Genomic DNA, 22521 nt, shown 5'->3' with positions numbered 1-22521 from the left:
TCCTTCGAACGGGGTTCGGCCCCTGCGGTCATGCGGTGTCGTGTGCCGTCGGTGCGACCCAGGCGAACGACCAGGTGATGGACCGGTCGATCACCGCCTCCACGGCCGGGCGTATCCCGGGAACATTGCTGGTCCCGGGCACACCGGCGTCCATCGCGCCGGTGACGGTGCCCGCACTCGATCGTCGGCCGCCCCCACTGATGGCGCGAGATGTGTGAGCCGTACGGGTGAATCGCCGAACGGAACATCCGAAGCCGGGGATGGACAGAAGCACACCCCGTCCAGGCGGCTGGAGCTGGTGCAAGTGAAGAATCCCGAAGTCGACGACCGCGTGCCCGTTCTCATCGTGGGCGGCTCCCTGGTGGGCCTGTCCGCCTCACTGTTCCTGGGACGCCTCGGCGTCGCCCACATGCTGGTGGAGAAGCACGCGGGCACCTCCCACCACCCCCGCGGACGCGGGAACAACGTCCGCACGATGGAGCTGTTCCGGACCGCCGGCGCGGAGCCGCTGATCCACGAGGCGGCCTCCGTCCTGGCGGACAACCACGGCATCCTCCAGGCGGTGTCGCTCACCGGCGACGAACAGGAGTGGCTGTTCAAGGAGATCGACCCGGGCGGTGCGCTGGCCCGCTTCAGCCCGACCGGCTGGTGCCTGTGCAGCCAGAACGACCTGGAACCGGTGCTGGTGCGCTGTGCCCGTGAGCGCGGCGGCGATCTGAGGTTCGGCGTGGAACTCCTCTCCTTCGAACAGGACGCGGAGGGCGTGACCGCCGTCCTCAGGGTCCGGGAGACCGGAGAAGAGCGCACCGTGCGCGCGGACTACCTCATCGCCGCCGACGGCCCGCGCAGCCCCGTACGCGAACGGCTCGGAATCGGCCAGACCGGCCATGGCGACCTGTTCCACAATGTGAGCATCACCTTCCGCGCCCGCGGGCTCGCGGAGGTCGTCGGCGACCGGCATTTCATCGCCTGCTACCTGACCAACCCCGAAGCGGACGGGGCGCTGCTCCCGGTCGACAACCAGGAGGAGTGGGTGTTCCACGCCCCCTGGCACCCGGACGAGGGGGAGACCCTGGAGGACTTCACCGACGAGCGGTGCATCGCACACATCCGCAGAGCGACCGGCGTTCTCGACCTGGATGTCCGGATCACCGGCAAAGCGCCCTGGCATGCCGCCGAACGGGTCGCGGAGCGGTACTCGGCCGGACGGGTCTTCCTCGCCGGGGACTCCGCCCATGAGATGTCCCCCACCGGCGCCTTCGGCTCCAACACGGGAATCCAGGACGCCCACAACCTGGCATGGAAGCTCGCCGCCGTGCTGAACGGCTGGGCGGATCCGGGGCTGCTGGACACCTACGGCGAGGAGCGTCAGCCCGTGGCCCGCGCGACGAGCGCCCGGGCCTCGGCACGCTCCGCGGAGCACAGCCACCCGGGCTACGCCGCTGCTCCCGGCGCCGCCGGGGGCAGGCAGAGCGGCGTCCTCACCGTCGCCCTGGGCTACCGCTATCCCCGAGGGGCCGTCGTCGGCACGGACCCCGGACTGCCGGTCGTACCCGAACGCATGCAGCTGACGGGGGAGCCGGGCACCCGCGCCCCGCACATGTGGCTGTACCACTTCGGCGTACGGCTCTCCACGCTCGATCTCTACGAGCGGTCCTTCGTGCTGCTCAGTGGAGTCGACGGCGGAACCGACGGCACTCAGTGGCACTCGGCGGCGAAGCGCGTCGCCGACGAGCTGTCCGTGCCGCTGGAGTCCTACCGCATCGGCAACGGACAGCAGGGCGACCTGGCCCCCGAGAACGGCGCGGACTGGGCGGAGCTGCACGGCACGACGGCCGGCGGCGCGGTTCTGGTACGCCCGGACGGCTTCGTGGCCTGGCGCGCGACGGCTCCACTGCCGGATCCCGAACGGCAGCTCAACGACGTCATGCGGTCGGTGCTCCGCCGGACCTGACGAGCCCTCGGGTAGCTCACCCCGGCCGTGCCCCGGACAGAAGCATGTCGCGCTGGTGGACACGCAGATCGCCACTACCGACAGCAAGAACGCCCATCAGCGGTGGCGCCCGGTCACGGCCATCCGGACCGGAGCCTCGGCCCGGACCCCGCGTGGACCCCGCTGCACCCCACTCCGGCGCACCCGGACCATCCCAGCGGCCACAACACGTACTCGGGCGCCGCCGAGGCAGTGCTGTCCGCGCCGGCCGGAGCGCGTACCGCTCCGTTTCACGCTGACCAGCCCGAGCGCGCCGGGTGTCACGAGGGCATACACCGCCTGACGTCAGCGGACGGAGGAGGACGTCGAAGCGCGGATCCTCTCGGGCATCCACACCAGGTCCGCGGACGAGGCCGGGGTCACGCTGGGCAAGCGGGTGGCCGGGTACGTGCCTGCGCACCTCCGGGCGGCTGGTCCGCCCGCTCCGAGCCCGCGGCGGCGCGGTGCGCCCGTGCCGATGTCCTGTCCGTCCGGGCCGGGCGCTTACGGGAACTACACTTCCGGATCATGGAAATAGGGGACTCGCTCGCAACAGGTCAGTGCTCCTTGGCGGATCCGGCTGTCCGCTACCCGCTGTGGCCTCCGCTCACGACCGGCTGCCCCCGGACCAGCACGGACGAAACCGCCTATCCGGTCGAGGTCGACTATGCCTACGACCGCGTGCCGCACGACCTCTTCGACCGGGCAGGAGCGACAAGAGCCACGGGTACGAGCACCGGCCTGGACCGGTGGTCATCGCTGCTGCCGCCCCTCGTCGCCCCCGGTCTCGGCGAGGGCGGCACACCCCTCGTGGAGATCGGCGACGGAGTCTTCGTCAAGGACGAGTCCCGCAACCCCACATGGAGCCACAAGGACCGGCTCAACCGCTGCACCGTGAGCGCTGCCCTCGGCGTGGGTGCGGAGGGCATCGTCGTGGCCTCGTCCGGCAACCACGGCGCCTCCGCAGCGGCGTACGCGGCACGCGCCGGGCTGCGCTGCGTCCTGCTCGCTTCGGCGGGCGCGCCCCCGGCGGTCGACTCCTTCCTGCACGCCTACGGGGCGGTGGTGCTGCCCGTACCAAAGGAAGCGCGGTGGCCGCTCATGCGGGAGATCGTCGACCGCGTCGGCTACCACCCGGTCAGCAACCTCACTCCCACCCACACCGGCCACGCCTTCGGCCCCGAGGGCTACAAGACCATCGCTTACGAGATCTTCACCCAACTCGGCGTTCCGGAGGCGGTCTTCCTGCCGACCGGTTATGGAGAGCTGCTCTTCGGCGTCTGGAAGGGCTTCGCCGAACTGGTGCGGCTCGGTCTGGCGCCGCGCACCCCGCGGATGTACGGCTGCGAACCCGCCGCCGGTGGCCCCCTCCACGCCGCTCTCCGTCAGGGCCGCCCGGCGGTCAGAGTCTCCGTCGGACCGACCGAGGCGTACGCGATCGACAGCTCCGTCGGCGGCTACCGCGCGGTGGTCGCCGTCCGCGAGAGCGGCGGCGACGCGCTGATCGTCACTGACGAGCAGCTGACGGCAGCCCGGGCCGAACTGGCCCGGGCGGGGCTGTGGGCGGAGCTGTCCGCGGCGGCCGGACTCGCGGGGCTCCGCCGCCACGGCGATGTCGCCGGTCCCGTGGTCTGCGTCTCCACCTCCAGCGGATTCAAGGATTCCCGGGTCGGCACGGGGGCCTCCGAGGCCGTCGATCCGAGCTGGGAGGAGGTGGAGCGCCGACTGCGCGCAGCCGGCGTTCCCGTGTGAGGGACACCTGCGTGGAAGCTCCTGTCGGCTCTGGCGATTCCGGGCCACTGACGGCCTGAGCGTTCCAGCAGCCGGGAGCCGGGGACTTTGCCGGACAGCCGCCGGGTTCCCTCATGGCCCATGTCCACCAGCAGGGCGCGGTCGGTCTGTCCGCGCGCAGCCTGCCCGGGGTCCCCCGGCCTGCCGACGGTCGTCGAGCCCCTCGCCCCGTTCCTGGGGGACGAGGAGTCCGACTACGAGCCGGTGCCGGTATGGGGGGAGGCGGACCGCCGTGTCGAGGACTATCTTCAGGTATTCGGGCGCCCCGAGCAGCTGGAGGCCTGGCGCGAGGGCCGCCCCTACATCGCCGAGCCGGCGGAGGTGAACGTATGAGCACCGACGGAACCGAAACGATCACCTGGGAGCCCAGCGAGCGCTGGGTGCGCGGCACCAAGGGCGGCACCACCGTCGTCGACAGCCACCACCCCGTCCTGGTCTGGGAGCCCGGGAGCCCGGTACCGCTCTACGCCTTCCCGGAGGACGAGGTCCGCACCGACCTGCTGCGGGGAGCGGAGAAGCCCGACACCGGAGCTCATGCCGGATCGACGGTCTTCTACGACCTCCATGTGGAGGGCGAGGTGATCGAGAACGCGGCGTGGACCTTCCCCGGGAAGGAACTGGCGGATCACATTGCCTTCGCATGGTTCGGCCGGTCCGTACTGGACCACTGGTACGAAGAGGAGGAGGAGATCTTCGTACACCCGCGGGACCCGCACAAGCGCGTCGACCCGATTCCCAGCAGCCGCCATGTCCGGGTGGAGATCGAGGGAGCGGTCGTGGCCGACACCCGCTCACCGGTGCTGCTCTTCGAGACCGGTCTGCCGGTCCGCTACTACATCCCCCGCGCTGATGTGCGCTTCGACCATCTGACGCCCACGGACCATCACTCACGGTGCCCGTACAAGGGGATCGCCGACTACTGGTCCTGGACGGGGGGCGGCCGCGCTCTGCCGAATGTGGCCTGGAGTTATCCCGCTCCCATCAGAGCCGCGGGCCAGATCGAAGACCTGGTGTGTTTCTACAACGAGACGGTGGACATCACCGTCGACGGCGAGCGGCTGGAACGCCCGGTCACCGTCTTCAGCAAGCCGATCTGAGTTCACGAGCCGGTGACGGTCAAGACCGCCGGAACGCCCGCAACGGCGCCGGCGGTCTTCGCTTCTTGCGCGACGAAGGGTTCGCGCCCGGTAATGGCACCACTCTGAACCACCTCTGATCACGTCGCCGGTGCCGCGCCGGGGCATCAAGGCCGTGGGCCGTCACGGCTGGCAGCGGCCGGCTGTCCGAGAGCCCGGATACATGGTGTGCCCACCGGAATCAGAGCTTCCTACCCCCTCCCACCAGCGGGTACCGGCAGGTAATGTCTGCCCCTGCCGGGATCCCTGCCTGAGGAGTCCGGCGGCGTGCGCTCGGCGTACGCCGAGCCGCCACAGGCCCCGTAGGCCATGGGCCTCGCGGACCCACGGGCAGTGTCCGTGGTGATCCGGAGCCATGGCCGGGCTGGACGCGCCGTGCCACGGAACGGCCGGGTCGGGGCCTCGGTTCAGACCTCGACGTCGTCGTGAAAGGGCGCTCATGGCAACGGACCCGCATTCCGTGTACCCGACGGGACCGGGTGACGGATCCCACCAGCGGTGGCAGCGCATGTGGAGCCACCGTGAGCAGTTGCTGAAGGTGGCGCGCCGGCGGTCGATGAGCCTGGAGGACGCCGAGGACGCCGTGCACGAGGCGATGCTCCGGGCCGTGGAGAACCCGCACATCGACGACGAGCGGCTGGGCGCCTGGCTGACGACGGTGACCATGCGCCTGTGTGTGGACCGGTACCGGCAGGTGAACCGGGAGGCCGAGGTGCGCAGCCACTCGACGCTCACCGGCCCGGGGCCGGTTCCGGTCGAGGAAGTGGTGTGCGACCGCGCGGAGGCGAAGTGGCTGGCGGGGCGGAGCAGGGAGCTGCCCGCCCGGCAGGCCGAGGCGCTCCGGCTCAAGTCGGAGGATCTGGACGTCGGACAGGTCGCCACGGAGATGGGCCTCAGCTACGAGGCAGTGGAGTCGCTGCTCGCGAGGGCGCGGCGGGCGATGCGCAACTCGCTCGCCGGGACGTTGGCCGTCACCGTATGGCTCTGCGGGCGCGGCCGGCCACGGACGGGCGGCGCGGGCGGACAGGGGGCGGCACTGGTGTCCACGGCGGCGACGCTGGCCGTGCTGGGAATAGGGCTCCCCTTCGCTCAGGAGGAGAGCGGGCCTCGCTCGCCCCAGGCCTCCACGGGGGGAGACGCGGATGAGTCGGGGTCGGGCTACGACCGGCAGGAAACGGCTGCCCCGCCCCGCGCGCCGGGCGGCCCGCACGCCGGTACGTCTCCTCTGTCGAGCCCGGTAAGGCTGCCCGGGGCGGTGGCATCCGTACTGCCGGAGGTCGCGCTGCCGCCGCTGGCCGGGCCCACCGCGCCGTCGGTGCCCTCGGCCCCTTCCGTTCCCTCCGTCCCGCCCGTCCCCTCGGTCTCCGTCCCCGGGGACGTTGTGCCGACGGACCTGCAGGGCGCCCATACGGATCCGTCCGGCCGCACCATGGCCGGTACCGCGGAAGCCGGTACGCCCGAGGCCGGCACCGCCGAAGCCGGTACGCCCGAGGCCGGTACGCCGGAACCCACGAGCCCGCCGGACGACAGCACCACGTCAGGAGGGGACAGCCGCACCACGCCCGGCAGCCCCGTGCCCGGCCGTACGCTGCCCGGCGAGGTCGGGCTGCCATAGGCCCCACCGGCACGCCACGCGGGCCCTCTGCCCACCGGACATCGGTCCGAGGCCGGGGGAGGACCGTCGGGCCCGGGGTCGGTGAGACGGAATTCCGCGTCGGTCCGGAGCCGGTGCCAGGTCTCCACCCCGGCAATCCCGCCGGGCGCCCGGCGGGCCCGGTCGAACGGCCCGCCCGGCCTGCCCCCTCGAGGCGGCCGGGGTTTCCCCCGCAGAGGCCGTTCCACCCGGCCGTGTGGTGTCCCGCCGCCCCCCGGGGCGCCATCGAGCACCACAAACCGTCTGGTCGGAAGGGCGATAAAAAAATTCTCCTTTTCCGCGACGGACGCGGTGCCTGTCGCCGTAGAGCAGATGAGACCTGCTCCTCCGCGGAGCAGTGCGTGATGGGAAGGAGAGTCGCCCCGTGACTCGGGATAAGCGCGAACCGCATTCTGCCGACGGCCTCCGTACGGCTTGGGCAGCCGTACCGGTGCCCGTCGCCCCACCGGCCACCGTGGCCAGGGTGTGCTGTACCCCCCGGCGCACCCCCGGGCCCCGGTGACCCCGGAAGCCGGGTGCGCGGGCTCCTCCTCCTTCTCGCCCGCGTACCCGGCTCCGTCCCCCCGCCCCTGGTGCGGCCGGCGCCGGTCATCGACCGCGCCGCGTTGTCAAAACTTGTGTCCATATCTGAAGGGTGTCCCAGATGGGTGTCGAGATCTGCGTGGAAGGGTTGACCAAATCCTTCGGCCACCAGGTCATCTGGCAGGACGTCTCCTTGACGCTGCCCGCAGGGGAAGTGTCGGTCATGCTCGGCCCGTCGGGCACGGGCAAGTCGGTATTCCTGAAGACGCTCGTCGGTCTCCTGAAGCCGGACAGGGGCTCGATCCACATCGCGGGACGGGACATCACACGACTTCGTGAGCACGATCTTTACGAGGTGCGGAAGCTGTTCGGCGTGCTGTTCCAGGACGGCGCGCTCTTCGGGTCGATGGATCTCTACGACAACATCGCCTTCCCGCTGCGCGAGCACACCCGCAAGTCCGAGAGCGAGATCAAACGGATCGTGCTCGAGAAGATGGACATGGTCGGGCTGATCGGAGCCGAGGGCAAACTTCCCGGTGAGATATCCGGCGGTATGCGCAAACGGGCCGGTCTGGCGAGGGCGCTCGTACTCGATCCGGAGATCATCCTGTTCGATGAACCCGACTCGGGTCTGGACCCGGTGCGGGTGGCGTATCTGAACCAGCTCATCGTGGATCTGAACGCCCAGATCGACGCCACGTTCCTCATCGTCACCCACGACATCGCCTCGGCGCGGCAGGTGCCCGACAACATCGGGCTGCTGTTCCGGCGCGAACTGGTCATGTTCGGCCCCCGGGAAGAGCTGCTCGACAGCGATGAGCCGGTGGTCGGGCAGTTCCTCAACGGGCGCATGCAGGGCCCGATCGGCATGGCCGAGGAGAAGGACGCGGCACAGGTCGAACAGGAGCTGGCCGAGCTCGACGCCGGTAACCACCGCGGCCCGATGGGCGGCAAGGGCGCATCCGGCGCGGGCGTGACCCCCCGTCTGCTGCCCAGCCCCGGTATCAGCAGGCCCCTGCGGTGGAAGCTGATCGCCGCACGTGAGGCGGCCCGACAGAAGCGGGAGGCGGCGGGAACATGAGTCTCTCACCCACCGGCGGGCTCAAACACTCCGGCAGTCTGTTCGCGATGGCCCTGGACGTCCTGCGCACCCTGCCGCGGCGGCCGGTCCAGGTGCGGGAGTTCATCCAGCAGTCCTGGTTCATCGCGAGCGTCACGATCCTGCCCACCGCGCTCGTCTCCATCCCTTTCGGCGCCGTCATCGCGCTGCAGATCGGCAGCCTCACCCGGCAGCTGGGTGCCCAGTCGTTCTCCGGAGCCGCCTCGGTCCTGGCCGTCCTGCGCGAGGCGTCGCCGATCGTGACCGCGCTGCTCATCGCGGGCGCGGGCGGCTCGGCCATCTGCGCGGACCTCGGTGCGCGCAAGATCCGCGAGGAGATCGATGCCATGGAAGTGCTCGGCATCGACCCGATCCACCGGCTGGTCGTGCCCCGTGTGCTGGCCTCGATGGTGGTCGCGGTCCTGCTCAACGGGCTGGTCTCGGTGGTCGGCGTGGCCGGGGGCTACTTCTTCAACGTGGTCCTGCAGAACGGGACCCCGGGCGCGTATCTGGCCTCGTTCACCACGCTCGCCCAGCTGCCCGACCTGTACTGGGCCGAATTGAAGGCGTTGGTCTTCGGCGCCATCGCGGCGATCGTCGCCTCCTACAAGGGCCTGACGGCCAAGGGCGGTCCAAAAGGCGTCGGTGACGCGGTGAACCACTCGGTCGTCATCACCTTCATGTTGCTGTTCGTCACCAATTTCGTGTTGACGGCGGTCTACTTCCAAATCATTCCGCAGAGGGGTTAGTGATGTCGCTGTCGGAACGATTTCTCGTAGGCCCCCTCCGCTCCCTCGAGGAGCTCGGCGGCCAGCTGACCTTCTACGGCCGCTCGCTGGCCTGGACCGGTCGCACGCTGCGCCGGTACAAAAAGGAGGTCCTTCGGCTGCTGGCCGAGGTGAGTTTCGGCCGCGGTGCGCTGGCGGTCGTCGGCGGCACCGTCGGGGTCATCGCCTTCCTGACCTTCTTCACCGGCACCGAAGTCGGCCTGCAGGGATACGCGGCGCTCAACCAGCTGGGCACGTCCAACTTCGTGGCTTTCATCTCCGCCTACTTCAACACGCGTGAGATCGCGCCGCTGGTGTCCGGACTCGCTCTATCCGCGACGGTCGGCGCCGGATTCACCGCCCAGCTCGGTGCCATGCGGATCAGCGAGGAGGTCGACGCGCTCGAAGTGATGGGCGTTCCCTCGTTGCCGTTCCTGGTCACGACCCGGATGATCGCCGGATTTATCGCGGTGATCCCGCTCTATGTGATCGGGCTGCTCTCCTCCTACTTCGCGTCCCGGACGATCACCACCCTCTACTACGGGCAGTCGGCCGGCACATACGACCACTACTTCCAGCAGTATCTGGCCCCGGTCGACGTGCTGTGGTCCTTCGGCAAAGTGATCGTCTTCGCCGTCGTCATCATTCTCGTCCACTGCTATTACGGCTACTGCGCCAAGGGCGGCCCCGCGGGGGTCGGCGTGGCGGTCGGCCGGGGGGTGCGCACCTCCATCGTCGCCATCAACATCCTTGACTTCTTCCTCAGCCTGGCGATCTGGGGAGCCAACACCACCGTCAGAATCGCGGGGTAGCGATGCCGATACCGACACCGACACCGACCGCCAAGCTGCGGCTGTACGGCATCGTCTTCATTGCCGTCATCGCCCTGCTGCTGTCGCTCTCCGTAGCGATCTTCCAGAAGGCGTTCACCTCCGTCGTCCGCGTCACGCTGCAGGCGGACACGATCGGTACGCAGCTGGAGCCCCCCGCCGACGTCAAGCTGCGCGGCCTCATCGTGGGCGAGGTCCGCGCCATGCGGGCCGACGGGGACAAGGCCACCCTCGACATCGCGCTGACACCCGAGTACGTGAGCCGTATCCCCTCCAACGTCCACGCGATGCTGCTGCCCAAGACACTGTTCGGCGAGAAGTACGTCGACCTGGTCGCCCCCAAGCAGCCCTCGTCACGGCCCATACGCGCCGGTGACGTGATCACCCAGGATCGCACCAAAGCGGCCATCGAGCTCCAGAAGCTGAACAGCGACCTGCTCCCGCTGCTGCGCGCGGTCCAGCCGGCCAAGCTCAACGCCACGCTGACGGCCTTCGCGACCGCTCTCGAAGGGCGCGGCGACAGGATGGGCGACAACCTCGCCCGGCTGGAGCGCTACCTCCGCCGTTTCAATCCGCACATGCCGTCCTTCAAAGCGAATCTCTCCCGGTTCGCCGATGTGGTCGAGGTCTACGGCGATGCCGCCCCCGACATGGTGAGGGTTCTGCGCAACTCCATCACCAATAGCCGGACCATGATCGAGAAGAGGCAGGCCCTGGAGTCCGTCCTGACCGGGACGACCAGGTCCGCGGACACCGCTGAGGACGTCTTCGGCGACAACGCCGACCGGCTCATCACCCTGGCCCACGTCTCTCGCCCGAACCTGGCGCTCTTCGCGCGCTACTCGCCCGTATATCCCTGTCTGCTGCGCGGCCTGGTCAAGTCGGAGCCGCGGGCCGAGGGGATCTTCGAGGGCGGGAAGATGCACATCACCTTGGAGGCCACCCTGCCCAGGTCCGCTTACCAGCCCGGCGAGGAGCCGCGTTACGCCGACCGCTCCGGACCCAACTGCCGCGGCCTGCCCGATCCTCCCGTGCCCGACCCGGGTCACAGGCTCAAGGACGGTACGAAGGGCACCGGCAGCACGGCCGCACCCGGCGGGCACAGCCGCCAGGTGTCCGGCACGGCGTCCGAGCAGCGGCTCGTGGGTGCGCTCGTCGCCCCTGCCATGAACATCCCGGCCGACGAGGTGCCCTCGGTGGCGACCCTGCTCTTCGGTCCGATGGCTCGCGGGACGGCGGTGAGCTTCGCATGAAGGCCATGGACACGGCCGCACCACTGGTCAAGTTCTCCCTCTTCGCGGTGGTGACCGTGATCGCGACCACGCTGCTCGCGGCCACCATCGTCAATATCCGGTTCACCCCCACGGACACCTACAAGGCGGTGTTCAGTGACGTCACGAGCCTGGAGACCGGTGACGACATCAGGGTCGCCGGTGTCCGCGTCGGCGAGGTCGAGGACATCAGCATCAAGGACCGAACGCTGGCGGAGGTCACCTTCAGCGTCGACCGCAACCGGCCGCTGCTCTCCAGCACCGGCGCCGTCATCCGCTACCGGAGTCTGGTCGGACAGCGCTACATCGCGCTGACCGAGGGCGCCGGGGACAGCACGCGGCTGCGTCCCGGCAGCCGGATCCCGCTCTCCCGTACGCAGCCCGCCCTCGATCTCAACGCACTGCTCGGCGGATTCAAGCCGCTGTTCGCCGCGCTGAGCCCCAAGGACGTCAACCGGCTCGCCTTCGAAATCATCAAGACCTTCCAGGGCGAGGGCGGCACGATCAAGAGCCTGCTGGCCCACACGGCCTCGCTCACCAGCACGCTCGCCGACCGCGACAAGCTGATCGGCTCGGTGATCGACAACCTCAACGATGTGCTGGGGACCCTGGACAAACGCAGCGCCCGCTTCGCCGACCTCCTCAAGCAGTTGCAGCGGGTGATCTCGGGCCTGTCCACCGACCGCAAGGCGATCGGCGACTCGCTGACGGGCATCGGAGACCTGGCGGGTGCCACCTCGGGCCTGCTTGAGGACGCCCGCCCGGCGCTGAAGACCGACATCGCGGAACTCTCCGAGCTCTCCGGGACGCTGCAGCGCAACAACAAGACCGTGGAGGGCGTCGTGAGGCGACTGCCGGGCAAGCTCAACAAGCTGATCGGCACGGGCTCGTACGGATCCTGGTTCAACTTCTACCTGTGCGACTTCGACGGTCGGGTCGTCCTGCCGAAGACCGCGAAAGTCCTCACCCCCCGTCTCCATGTCGAGCAGGCGAGGTGCGGCCGGTGATTCCCTTCCGCGAGCGCAACCCGGTGACGATCGGGGCCATCGGCGTCACGACCATCGCGCTGACGATCGCCGCCGCGTTCAACATCCAGGACCTGCCGTTGATCGGGAACGGTGAGCAGTACAGCGCCGCCTTCTCCGAGGCGAGCGGCCTCAAGTCCGGCGACGAGGTCCGTATCGCCGGGGTCAAGGTCGGCAAGGTCGACGAGGTCGACCTGGACGGCGATCACGTCAAGGTCACCTTCCGGCTCAAGGGCGAACCCGAGTTCGGGACGAGGACCGGCGCGGCCATCCGGGTCAAGACGATCCTCGGGGCGAAATACCTGTCGCTGGAGCCGAAGGGCCCCGGCCAGCTCGAGCCCGGAAGTGAGATCCCGCTGAACCGCACCGTCTCGGCGTACGACGTGGTGCAGGCCTTCAGTGACCTCACCAAAACCAACGAGAGGATCGACACCAAGCAGCTGGCGACCGCCATGAACACGATCGCCACGACGTTCAAGGACTCGCCCGCCGAGGTCAAGGCGTCCATCGAGGGGCTGTCCCGGCTGTCCCGCACGGTCGCGTCGCGCGATCAGGCGCTGCGTGACCTGCTCGGCCACGCCAACGGCGTCACCGGGGTCCTCTCCGACCGGTCGGAGGAGCTGATCAAACTGATGGACGACGGCGACGCACTGTTCAAGGAGATCAGCAACCGGCGCAAGGCCATCCACGCACTGCTGACCAACGCCGCCGCGCTCGGAGTACAGCTCTCCGGCCTGGTCGAGGACAACCGCAAGCAGATCGGCCCCGCGCTGAGCCGGCTGGGCGCCGTGGTCGCGATGCTGCAGCGCAATGAGAAGAGCCTCGACCGCAGTATCAAGCTGCTGGCGCCGTACGCCCGGGTGTTCACCAACACCCTCAGCAACGGCCGCTGGTTCGACAGCTACATCCAGAACATGGTCGCCGCCCCCGTGGTTCCCAAGGGCGGGCCGTCCGTGCAGACATCCCCAGGGGGGTCACGATGAGCCGGCGTCTCGTTCGCCGCCTGGCGATCGTCCCGGTGCTGGCGCTCATCGCCGGCCTGGCTTTCGTGTTCTGGCCGGGATCCACCCCGGTGAAGGTCACGGCCTACTTCCCGCGCACCGTCGGCATCTACCCCGGTTCCGAGGTCCGTGTCCTCGGCATCCCGATCGGTGAGGTCAAGCGGATCACGCCGCAGGGCCGCAAGGTCCGGGTCGACTTCGAGTACGACGCCGAGCGCAAGGTGCCCGCGGGGGCCAAGGCGGCGATCATCAACTCCTCGGTGGTCAGCGACCGTTACCTGCAGTTGCTCCCGGTCTACCGCGGCGGCCCGACGATGGAGAGCGGCACCGTCATCCCCGAGAGCCGCACTGCCTCACCGGTCGAACTGGACCGGATCTACGACAGTCTGCACACCACGTCGCAGGCGCTCGGGCCGCGCGGCGCCAACAAGGACGGCGCGTTGTCCAGGCTGCTCGGAGTACAGGCGGACAACCTCGAGGGACAGGGCGGGAAGCTGCACCAGACGGTCAAGGACCTCTCCACGGCGGTCACCACCCTCTCGGACGGCCGGAAGGACCTGTTCGGCACCGTACGGAACCTGCAGGTGTTCACGACCGCCCTCGCGTCCAACGACGACAGCGTCCGTTCGTTCAACGACAGCCTGGCCACGGTGTCGCGGCAGCTCTCCGGCGAACGCAAGGACCTCGCCGAGGCGTTCAAGCAGTTGTCCATAGCGCTGAAGGACGTGGCCGTCTTCGTTCGCGGCAACAAGAAGGCGCTCACCAGCAATGTCAAGGGCCTCAGCGAGGTGACGCGGGTGCTTGTCAAGCAGCGTGCCGCACTGGAGGAATTCATGGACGTCGCACCGGCGGGGCTCGGAAACCTCGCCAACGCGTACGACCCGGCGTCCGGCTCGCTGGGCACCAGGAACAACGGGGAGCATCCGCAGGATCCGGCAAGCCTCCTGTGCTCCATGCTCAAGTCGTCGGACGAGAAGACCGATTGCCGCGAGCTGAAGAAGCTGTTCGACGACCTGCCCGAGCTCCCGAAGGACGGGCCCCTCGGCGGGGCGTCCAAGGGCGCGAGCGGGACGGCGTCGGTGGACAAGACGCTCGGCGGGATCCTGGGAGCCGAGGCATGAGGGCCGCGCGCACCACGGCGCTGTGGATGGCGGCCGGGTCGACGGTGCTGACCGGCTGCGAGATCAACGGTCTGTACGACGTCGATCTGCCGGGCGGCGCAGCCTCCGACGGGAACGCCTACCACGTCACCGCCGAGTTCCGGGACGTCCTCGATCTGGTGCCGCAGTCCGCGGTCAAGGTCAACAACGTCACGGTGGGCGCCGTGGAGAAGGTGGAGCTGAACGGCTGGCGCGCCCGGGTACGTCTGCGCATCGAGGACTCCGTGAAACTGCCGGGGAACGCGATCGCCGAACTCCGTCAGACCAGCATGCTCGGGGAGAAATACGTCTCGCTGGCCAAGCCGACGGATGTCCGGCCGAGCGGCAGGCTCACCGACGGCGCGCGGATTCCGGTGTCCCGGAGCAACAGGACCCCGGAGATCGAAGAGGTGCTCTCCGCCCTCTCCGCGCTGCTCAACGGTGGTGGAGTGGCTCAGCTCCACACCATCACCAAGGAGCTGAACAACACCATGGAGGGCCGCGAGGACAAGATCAAGAGCGTCCTCTCCGAGCTGGACACCTTCATCGGCGGCCTCGACTCCCAGCGCTCGGAGATCATCCGCGCCATGAAGGGCATCGAAAGGCTGTCCAAGACGCTGAGGCAGGAGAAGACCACGATCGGCCAGGCCGTCGACACCATGCCGTCGGCGCTGAAGATCCTGGCCGACCAGCGACGCAACCTCACGCGGATGCTGCAGTCCCTGTCCAAGCTGAGCAAGGTCGGCACCAGGGTGATCGACGAGTCCGGGAAGGACGCGGTCGCCAACCTGCGGGCGCTGCAGCCCATCCTGGGGCGGTTGAACGAGGCGCGGAACGATCTCCCCAACGCTCTGGAACTGCTGACCACCTACCCGTTCCCCCGCAATTCCGTGGACGCCATCAAGGGCGACTACACCAACCTGCACATCACCACCGATCTTGACCTGAACAGCATCTACGGCAACGTGACGGACGACCCCAAGAAGCCGGGCAAGCCGTCACCGAACCTGCCCGGCCTTCCCGGCGAGCCCGACCTTCCCAAGGCCCCGGATGCCCCCGACGTGCCGGATCTCCCCGGCCCGGACGTGCCGAGCCCGGGCCCCCAGGAGCCGGAGCCCTCGCCGCCCACCGGCGGAAACGGGCTGTGCCCGCCGGTGTGCACCAGCAGCTATGCCGCTTACGGTGGCGGACACTCCGGTCTCCCGTACGGCGCCGATCCGGCTCTCGCCCAGCTCATGACGAAGGGGATGCAAGCGTGATCACGCGTTCGGTCAAGGCACAGTTGCTCGCCTTCGCCACCATGACGGCTGTCGGTGTCTCCTACGTCGGTGCCGAGTACGCCGGGCTTGCCGACCGCGTCGTGGACCGCGGATACAGGGTGCGGGCCGACTTCGCGGACTCCGGAGGCATCTTCTCGGGCGCCGAGGTCACCTACCGCGGTGTTCCCGTAGGCCGGGTGGGCGACCTGAGCCTGGGCAAGACCGGCGGCGTCTCCGTGGAACTGCGGCTCGAGGACGGTCCGCGCATTCCCTCGGACACCCTGGCCGTCGTGGCGAACCGCTCGGCGGTCGGCGAGCAGTACGTCGACCTCCAGCCCCGCGCCAGGAGCGCCCCGTACCTGGAGGACGGCAGCACGATCGCCCGTCGGCACACCCGTACGCCGCTGCCGACGACCTCGATGATCCTCAGCGTCGACCGCCTGGTGAAATCCGTGGACAAGCGGGACCTGCGCGTCACGGTCGACGAGCTGGGCAAGGCCTTCTCCGGCACCGGTCCGCACCTGTCCCGGCTGGTCGACTCGGGCAATGCGCTGACCGAGTCCGCGACCGAGGCGCTGCCGGAGACGATCCGGCTGATCGAGGACTCGAGGACGGTGCTGAAGACGCAGGCGGACAAGGGTTCGGCCATCAAGTCCTTCTCCCGCGACCTGGCCGACCTCAGCGGGCAGATCAAGGACAGCGACGGCGACATCCGCCGGCTCATGGACGGCGGCACCTCCGCGGCACACGAGCTGGACTCGCTGCTGAAGGCCAACCGGAAGGCGCTGCCCGTCCTGCTCGGCAACCTCATCAGCGGTGGCCAGATCACCCTGGCACGGCTTCCGGGCGTGGAGCAGAGCCTGGTGACCTTCCCCGTGGTCGTCGCCGGCAGTTTCACGGTGCTGCCGGGCGACGGCACCAGCCACTTCGGGATGATGCTCAACGCCGACGAGCCGCCGCCGTGCCGGCAGGGGTACGGCAGCACGCAGAAGCGCGACCCGAAGGACACCCGGGAGCGGCAGGCGAACTACTCCGCCCGCTGCACGGCCCCCCGCGGCAGCAAGACCTCGGTTCGCGGAGCGCAGAACGTCCCGCGGGCCGGTTCGGGAAGCGGAGCGGACCAGGCGTCGTACGTCGCACCGTACGATCCACAATCCGGCGTCGTCGGCGGCCCGGACGGTAAGCCGATCCAGATCGGATCCACGGGGGGAGAACAGAGTGTGTTCGGAAAGGAATCGTGGCAATGGCTGCTCGTGGGACCGATGGCATGATCGGCCGTCTCATGGCCCGGGCGGGCGGACCGCCGCTCCGCCTGCTCATGAGGGTGGTGCGCTCGTCCCGCCGTAGCAAGGCGGTGCCGGTGGTACTCGCCGTCTCGGCGGCGGTGCTCGCGGCGCTGGCCGGCTACCTCGGCGTGCAGACGTATCAGGACAACCAGGAGGAGCAGCGCAACGAGGACATCCTCGCGGCGGCCCGGCAGTCGGCGCTGAACTTCACCTCGCTCGACTACCGCCGCTACGACCAGGACAGCGACAACGTCCTGAAGGGCGCCACGGGCGAGTTCAAGAAGCAGTTCGCGGCGCAGACCAAGGAGCTCACGAAGCTGGTCGGGGAGAACAAGTCGGTCTCGGAGGGCCAGGTACTCGAAGCGGGGATCGCCCGGGCCGACGACCAGTCCGCCCGCGTCCTGGTCGTGGCCGACAGCAAGGTGACGAACGTCGCGGCGCCGAAGGGCCAGGCCCGTAACTACCGCCTGCAGCTCGACCTTGTCCTTGAGGACGACCGGTGGCTGACGTCCAATGTCGAGTTCGTCGGATGACGTGTCCGGCTGATCCGCACACCCCAGAGCTGCCCGGCCAGTAAGGAGAAACACCGTGGCGAAAACGTCCCTCCGAGGACGTGCCGACAGCGGCACGACCCGACAGCGTACTGTAGCGGCGGCCGCCCGTGCCGCGGCCAAGCGAGCCCAGAAGGCGCGCGGTTCGACCGAGCCGGGAGAGGCGCCGGCGGGGCGGACGGGAACCGCCGACGAGCCCGCGACCCAGGCGTCCCGGCGCGCGGGGGACGGCGCCCGTGGCGAGTCCGCGGCGGGCGGGGAGAAGCGGTCACGTCAGTGGTCCGTTCCGCTCAGCGCCGTGCTGGCCGTCCTCGTCGTGGCGGGACTGGTCGCCACCGCGATGCTCGGTTGGGAGTACCGGGAGGCCGAACGTACCGGCCAGGCGCGTACGCAGGCGCTGGCCGGGGCCCGCAAGGCGGCGCCGGAGATCCTGTCGTACGACTACCGACGTCTCGACCGTGACTTCGCGGCCGCCCGCGGCCACCTCACCGGTTCCTTCCTCGGCAAGTACCGGAAGACGACCGCGACCGTCGTGGCGCCCACCGCCAAGAAGTACCACGGGGTCGTCAAGGCCACGGTGGCGAAGCCTCCCGGCGGGGGTGAGTCGGCGGCGTCGGTGGTGTCGGCCGCGCCGGACAAGGTCGTCGTCCTGCTGTTCGTGAACCAGGTCACCAACAGCACCCAGACGTCGGGACCGCGCCTCGACCTCAACCGGGTACGCATGACCCTCGTCGACACGTCCAAGGGCTGGAAGGTGAGTGCTCTCGACGCGCTGTAGGGCCCGCAGTCGGTTCACGGACCGTCCGGCACAGCAGCGCCCCGGCATCCGTGCACCGGCCGCGGCAGCAACACGCCGAGCGTCGTCCAGGACCGCCTGCCCCTTGTCGACCAGCCGCTCGGCGTGGTCCGACCCGTTGAGCGTCACTGTCCTGGGCCCGCCTCCGGGGAGGCCGCCCGCGGGTCCGGTGGGCGTTCTCAGCCGCGCGGAAGGAGCTGTTCCGCCCAGATGGCCTTGCCGGAGGGGGTGTAGCGCGTGCCCCACCGGTGGACCATCTGCGCGACGATGAACAGCCCCCGGCCGCCCTCGTCGTCGCCGGCGCTGCGGCGGAGGTTGGGCGAGGTGTGCCCGCCGTCCGATACCTCGCAGATCAGGGTCCGGTCCCGGATCAGCCGGAGGTGGACCGGTGGACTCGCATGACGGATGGCATTGGTCACCAGCTCGCTCACGACCAGTTCCGTGGTGAAGGACAGCTCCTCCAGATCCCACTCCCCGAGCTTCGCCGTGGCCATGGCCCGCGTCTGTCCCACGGCCGCCGGGTCGGGCGGCAGCTCCCAGACGGCCACCTGGTCCTCGCCCAGTGCGCGGGTGCGTACCAGCAGCAGGGCCGCGTCGTCGGCAGCCGGGCCGCTCGGCAGCAGCTCCTCGAGCGCCCGGTCGCACAGCACGTCCAGTGATCCGTCGTGGTCGGCGAGGACGCCACTCAGCGTGTCCAACCCGATGTCGAGGTCCCGGCCACGCGTATGGACCAGACCGTTGGTGAAGAGAGCGATGAGGCTGCCCTCGGGCAGTTCCGTCTCCAGGGATTCGAAGGGCAGGCCGCCCAGCCCGAGCGGCGGGCCCGGCGGTATGTCGGGGAGGAAGGACCCTCCCTCGGGGGCCAGGATCACCGGCGGCAGATGACCTGCGCGGGCCATGGTGCACCGCCGCGACACCGGGTCGTAGACGGCATAGAGACAGGTCACTCCGGCTTCGGGGGAGAAGGGCTGGGAACCGGCCGGTTCCTCGGTGGACTGGGTGAAGAGGTCGTCCAGGCGTGCGAGCAGTTCGTCGGGGGCGAGGTCCAGCCGGGCCAGGGCACGCGCGGTCGTGCGCAGGCTCCCCATCGTGGCCGCGGCGTGCAGGCCCTGGCCGACGACATCCCCGACGACCAGCCCGACCCGTGTCCCGGACAGGGGGATGACGTCGTACCAGTCGCCGCCGACGCCCATCACATCGTCACTGGGCAGGTAGCGGTACGCCGCCTCGACGGCCGATTGCGACGGCAGGCGCTCGGGCAGCAGATTGCGCTGCAGCGTGAGAGCCGCTGTGTGCTCCCGGGTGTAGCGGCGGGCGTTGTCGACGCAGACCGCCGTGCGGGCCACCAGCTCGTCGGCGAGCGCCAGCTCACCGTCGTCGTACGGGGTCTTGTTCCCGCCGCGCAGGAACGCGACCAGGCCCAGGGTGGCGCCGCGGGCACGCATCGGCACGACGAGGCAGGAATGACCGCCGTGCCGGTCCGTGTCGCACGCGGGCCCGGTGGCGGGCTCCAGGATGGTGCGGCCCGAGGAGAGGCTGCGGGCCTGGGGCGAGCCCGGGGGGTAGCCGACGCTGTGGGCCACCGCGGGCTGCGGCCTCCCGCTCTCCGCGCTGTCCTCTCCGGCGTCGGGGTGCTCTCCGGCGTCGGGCGGGGCGGAGCGCTCCGCGACCCGTACGAGTCTGTGTTCGGGCTCCCGTCCGGGGCTGGGCTCCTCACCCTCCAGGACGCCTTCCACCAGGTCGACCGTGGCGGTGTCGGCGAACTGGGGGACGGCGACCTCGGTGATCTCCCGGGCCGTGGTGGTCATGTCCAGCGTGGTGCCGATGCGGCCACTCGCCCGCACCATCAGGCCCAGTCTCTCCTGGGCCAGGTAGCGGTCGGTGATGTCGAAGCCGTCCTCGCATACGCCCAGTGGCCGGCCGTGGGCGTCCTGTAGCCGGTAGTAGGAGCAGGACCAGATGTGGTCGTGGTCCGGGTCGACGGCCGGGCGGCCCTTGAAGAGCAGGTCGAGTACGGGTTCGCCGGTGGCGAGCACATGTCGTATCACCAGCTCCAGGGTGGGCGGGTGCTGCTTGGACAGGACCTCGCCCCCCGGATACAGCTCGTGCGCGTAGCTGCCCACGTATTCGGACAGCGGCACGCCGAGTTCTCGTCCCGACGCGGCGTTGGCCCACTGCAGGCGGAGGTCGGTGTCGTAGATGGCCAGGCCGATGGGGGACTGGGTGGCCAGTCCCTTCAGCATCGCCTGGTGGGTCTCCCACAGCGCCAGTGTCTCCAGCTCGGCGGCGACGAGGATCTGTGCCGGACCCGCGCCGTCGTCGGCCAGGGCGCAGATCGTGGTCGACAGCGGGAGCACATGACCGTCGTGGTGACGTGCGACGCGCGCCTCGCTGCGGCACATGGGGCCGACCCGCTCCTCGCTCACCCCCGGCTCCGGGGTGAGACGGCCCACCAGGAGCGTGCCGAGCGGCCGCCCGAGGATCTCATGGGGCGGGTAGCCGAGCAGTTCCTCCGCGGCCGGGCTCCATCCGATCACCACGTCGCGGGCGTCCAGTACCGCCGTGGCCGCCCGTGTGACATCGAGCGGGTCTCGGTAGTCGATGCTGTCGGCGGCGTTCCGCGCACTCATGGCACCAGCTCGGCCCGGGTTCGTTACTAACAGAATCGATCCGGACGGAGATGGACACAACCGCTGCCGAATATCCGACTGTGATACTTACTGGCGTTACGTCTTCATGTGTCCCTGGGGGGATCAAGAGTGATAGTGAGGATCGCGCGCGGCCCGGCGGCCGTGGCCGCGGCGGGGGTCGTCGTCGTGCTGGCGCTGGTGTTGGCGAGCGTGGGAGCTGACACACCGTCGGAAGGTTCCGAGCGGACAGGCGGGACGGCTTCCGACGCGGGGCGCGGTGGAGCGGACACCCGGCGGAGCGCCGGCGCGAAGGAGAAGAGGGCCAGGGCGTGGGACGGGAAGGTGAAGGTCCTCGGTGACGGTTCGACCTCGTACACCGGCCCGCAGCCCGGGCAGCCCACGGTGGAGAAGCTGAAACCCGGCCAGAAACCGCCGCAGTTCGTGGTCTTCTCCTGGGACGGCGCTCTGGAGGGCGAGGACCATCTGTTCTCCCACTTCCGCCGGGTGGCGAAGGAGAGCAACGCCCGGATGACGTTCTTCCTCACCAGTATGTATCTCCTGCCGAAGTCCCAGCGGACGCTGTACCGTCCGCCCCGGCACGACGCCGGGGAGGCCGCCATCTCCTTCGCGACCGACGATCACATCAGGACGACCCTCGAGGAGGTCGGCCGGGCATGGCGGGACGGAAACGAGATCGGCACGCACTTCAACGGCCATTTCTGCGGACCCGACGGGGGCGGGGAGTGGAGCGCCGCCGAGTGGAAGAGCGAGATCGAGCAGTCGTATGCGTTCGTGAAGAACTGGAAGACGAACACCGGTTTCAAGGATCTGCCGCCGCTGCCCTTCGACGTCGAGGAAGAACTGGTCGGAGGACGCGCCCCGTGCCTGGAGGGGCAGAAGAACCTCCTGCCGGCGGCTGATTCGTTCGGCTGGCGGTACGACGCGAGCTCGTCGGGCGACTTCCAGATCTGGCCGTCCAAGATCGACGGAATCTGGAATTTCCCGCTGCAGTTGCTCCCGTATCCGGGCAAGGAGGTCCAGGTGCTGTCCATGGACTTCAACTTCCTCTACAACCAGTCCGGCGACAGCACCGAGGGCGACCCCGCCCGGTACGACGTCTGGGAACGGGAGACCCGGGAGGCCTATCTCCATGGCTTCGAGCGGGTTTACCACGGCAGCCGGGCACCGATGTTCATCGGAAATCACTTCGAGAACTGGAACGGCGGCATATACATGCGCGCTGTCGAGGAGGTGATGAAGGACGTCTGCCGTCGTGACGGTGTGCGGTGTGTGTCGTTCCGTCAGCTCGCCGACTGGCTGGACGCCCAGGACCCCCGGATCCTGGACCAGTTGCGCTCGCTCGACCCGGCGCAGGCCCCGGACTGGACGCGATTCGCCAAGTAGCCCGCAGGGGGCCCGGAAGCCGACGGGGGACGACGCATGCCGTAAGCCATCGGCGGGCCGGGCGTTGCCGGGTGCGCGCCGCCGTATGCGCCGTAAGCCACCGTGCGTGCGCGGCCGCACGTGGCACGGCACCGGTGCGCACACGGCGCCCCCACGGCACCGCCCCCACGGCAACTGTGGACGTGGCGGCTCCACGGCACCGGTGCGGACGTGGCGGCTCCACTGCGCCGGTGCGGACGCCGAGGGGCAGCGGCCGTTACGGCAGCCCCGGTGCCCGGGTTGCTTCCGCGGAGGGCGTACGGCCCACCGGGACGGCCCGCCCGCGGCGCCGGGCAGGACGGTGCCGGACTACCGCTCGGTCGCATTAATGTAGTAGGTCCAGATCCCG

Annotated in this window: 19 protein-coding genes; 17 read left to right on the top strand and 2 right to left on the bottom strand. The window is 69.6% G+C overall.

What is annotated here, in order from left to right; all coding sequences use genetic code 11:
* Positions 1-28: 28 nt before the first annotated feature.
* Positions 29-154 carry a hypothetical protein gene (locus ACTWQE_RS11240; protein ID WP_443328731.1) on the bottom strand — a complete coding sequence of 42 codons (126 nt, stop codon included), beginning with the start codon at positions 152-154 and terminating at the stop codon, positions 29-31.
* 150 nt (positions 155-304) lie between these two features.
* Between ACTWQE_RS11240 and ACTWQE_RS11235 the strand changes: the two genes are divergently transcribed.
* The 16 genes from ACTWQE_RS11235 to ACTWQE_RS11160 all read left to right on the top strand — a co-directional run bounded on the left by ACTWQE_RS11235 (position 305) and on the right by ACTWQE_RS11160 (position 18081).
* Complete coding sequence (locus tag ACTWQE_RS11235; protein WP_443328730.1) at positions 305-1954, top strand: FAD-dependent oxidoreductase; 1650 nt, start codon at positions 305-307, stop codon at positions 1952-1954.
* Between the two features lie 546 nt (positions 1955-2500).
* Positions 2501-3724 carry a threonine synthase gene (locus ACTWQE_RS11230; RefSeq protein ID WP_443328729.1) on the top strand — a complete coding sequence of 408 codons (1224 nt, stop codon included), beginning with the start codon at positions 2501-2503 and terminating at the stop codon, positions 3722-3724.
* Between the two features lie 120 nt (positions 3725-3844).
* Positions 3845-4096: a hypothetical protein gene (locus tag ACTWQE_RS11225; RefSeq protein ID WP_443328728.1), complete on the top strand. Its 252-nt coding sequence runs from the start codon at positions 3845-3847 to the stop codon at positions 4094-4096.
* Positions 4093-4860 carry a DUF427 domain-containing protein gene (locus ACTWQE_RS11220; protein ID WP_443328727.1) on the top strand — a complete coding sequence of 256 codons (768 nt, stop codon included), beginning with the start codon at positions 4093-4095 and terminating at the stop codon, positions 4858-4860. Before ACTWQE_RS11225 ends, ACTWQE_RS11220 begins: the two co-directional genes overlap by 4 nt.
* Before the next feature lie 547 nt (positions 4861-5407).
* Positions 5408-6514 (top strand): RNA polymerase sigma factor, encoded by a 1107-nt coding sequence (locus ACTWQE_RS11215; RefSeq protein ID WP_443328726.1) that lies wholly within the window; start codon positions 5408-5410, stop codon positions 6512-6514.
* A gap of 682 nt (positions 6515-7196) precedes the next feature.
* Positions 7197-8156, top strand: coding sequence for an ABC transporter ATP-binding protein (locus ACTWQE_RS11210; protein ID WP_443328725.1), 960 nt, complete (start codon positions 7197-7199; stop codon positions 8154-8156).
* Positions 8153-8923, top strand: a complete 771-nt coding sequence (locus ACTWQE_RS11205) for an MlaE family ABC transporter permease (protein ID WP_443328724.1) — start codon at positions 8153-8155, stop codon at positions 8921-8923. Before ACTWQE_RS11210 ends, ACTWQE_RS11205 begins: the two co-directional genes overlap by 4 nt.
* Before the next feature lie 2 nt (positions 8924-8925).
* Positions 8926-9753, top strand: coding sequence for an MlaE family ABC transporter permease (locus tag ACTWQE_RS11200; RefSeq protein ID WP_443328723.1), 828 nt, complete (start codon positions 8926-8928; stop codon positions 9751-9753).
* A gap of 2 nt (positions 9754-9755) precedes the next feature.
* Positions 9756-11024, top strand: coding sequence for an MCE family protein (locus ACTWQE_RS11195; protein ID WP_443328722.1), 1269 nt, complete (start codon positions 9756-9758; stop codon positions 11022-11024).
* Positions 11021-12049, top strand: a complete 1029-nt coding sequence (locus ACTWQE_RS11190) for an MCE family protein (RefSeq protein WP_443328721.1) — start codon at positions 11021-11023, stop codon at positions 12047-12049. The genes ACTWQE_RS11195 and ACTWQE_RS11190 overlap by 4 nt, the downstream gene beginning before the upstream one ends.
* Positions 12046-13050: an MCE family protein gene (locus ACTWQE_RS11185; RefSeq protein ID WP_443328720.1), complete on the top strand. Its 1005-nt coding sequence runs from the start codon at positions 12046-12048 to the stop codon at positions 13048-13050. The genes ACTWQE_RS11190 and ACTWQE_RS11185 overlap by 4 nt, the downstream gene beginning before the upstream one ends.
* The gene (locus ACTWQE_RS11180; RefSeq protein ID WP_443328719.1) at positions 13047-14189 is read left to right on the top strand and encodes an MCE family protein; all 1143 of its coding nucleotides are present in this window, start codon (positions 13047-13049) and stop codon (positions 14187-14189) included. Before ACTWQE_RS11185 ends, ACTWQE_RS11180 begins: the two co-directional genes overlap by 4 nt.
* Entirely contained in the window at positions 14186-15466 is a 1281-nt protein-coding gene (locus tag ACTWQE_RS11175; protein ID WP_443328718.1) for an MCE family protein, read from the top strand. The genes ACTWQE_RS11180 and ACTWQE_RS11175 overlap by 4 nt, the downstream gene beginning before the upstream one ends.
* Entirely contained in the window at positions 15463-16737 is a 1275-nt protein-coding gene (locus ACTWQE_RS11170; protein ID WP_443328717.1) for an MCE family protein, read from the top strand. The genes ACTWQE_RS11175 and ACTWQE_RS11170 overlap by 4 nt, the downstream gene beginning before the upstream one ends.
* Positions 16710-17285 (top strand): hypothetical protein, encoded by a 576-nt coding sequence (locus ACTWQE_RS11165; protein ID WP_443328716.1) that lies wholly within the window; start codon positions 16710-16712, stop codon positions 17283-17285. Before ACTWQE_RS11170 ends, ACTWQE_RS11165 begins: the two co-directional genes overlap by 28 nt.
* Before the next feature lie 55 nt (positions 17286-17340).
* Positions 17341-18081 carry a hypothetical protein gene (locus ACTWQE_RS11160; RefSeq protein ID WP_443328715.1) on the top strand — a complete coding sequence of 247 codons (741 nt, stop codon included), beginning with the start codon at positions 17341-17343 and terminating at the stop codon, positions 18079-18081.
* A 197-nt stretch (positions 18082-18278) separates the two neighbouring features.
* Here the strand turns inward: ACTWQE_RS11160 and ACTWQE_RS11155 are convergent, their stop codons facing one another.
* Positions 18279-20729, bottom strand: coding sequence for a SpoIIE family protein phosphatase (locus tag ACTWQE_RS11155; RefSeq protein ID WP_443328714.1), 2451 nt, complete (start codon positions 20727-20729; stop codon positions 18279-18281).
* 135 nt (positions 20730-20864) lie between these two features.
* Here ACTWQE_RS11155 and ACTWQE_RS11150 point away from each other — a divergent pair, with 135 nt between their 5' ends.
* Complete coding sequence (locus ACTWQE_RS11150; RefSeq protein ID WP_443328713.1) at positions 20865-22133, top strand: hypothetical protein; 1269 nt, start codon at positions 20865-20867, stop codon at positions 22131-22133.
* Positions 22134-22521: the final 388 nt, after the last annotated feature.

Origin of the sequence: Streptomyces sp. 8N706, assembly GCF_052245415.1 — a bacterium.
Taxonomy (GTDB): domain Bacteria; phylum Actinomycetota; class Actinomycetes; order Streptomycetales; family Streptomycetaceae; genus Streptomyces.
The sequence above is the reverse complement of the archived record's forward strand: the minus strand, read 5'-3'. Positions and strand labels throughout refer to the sequence as shown.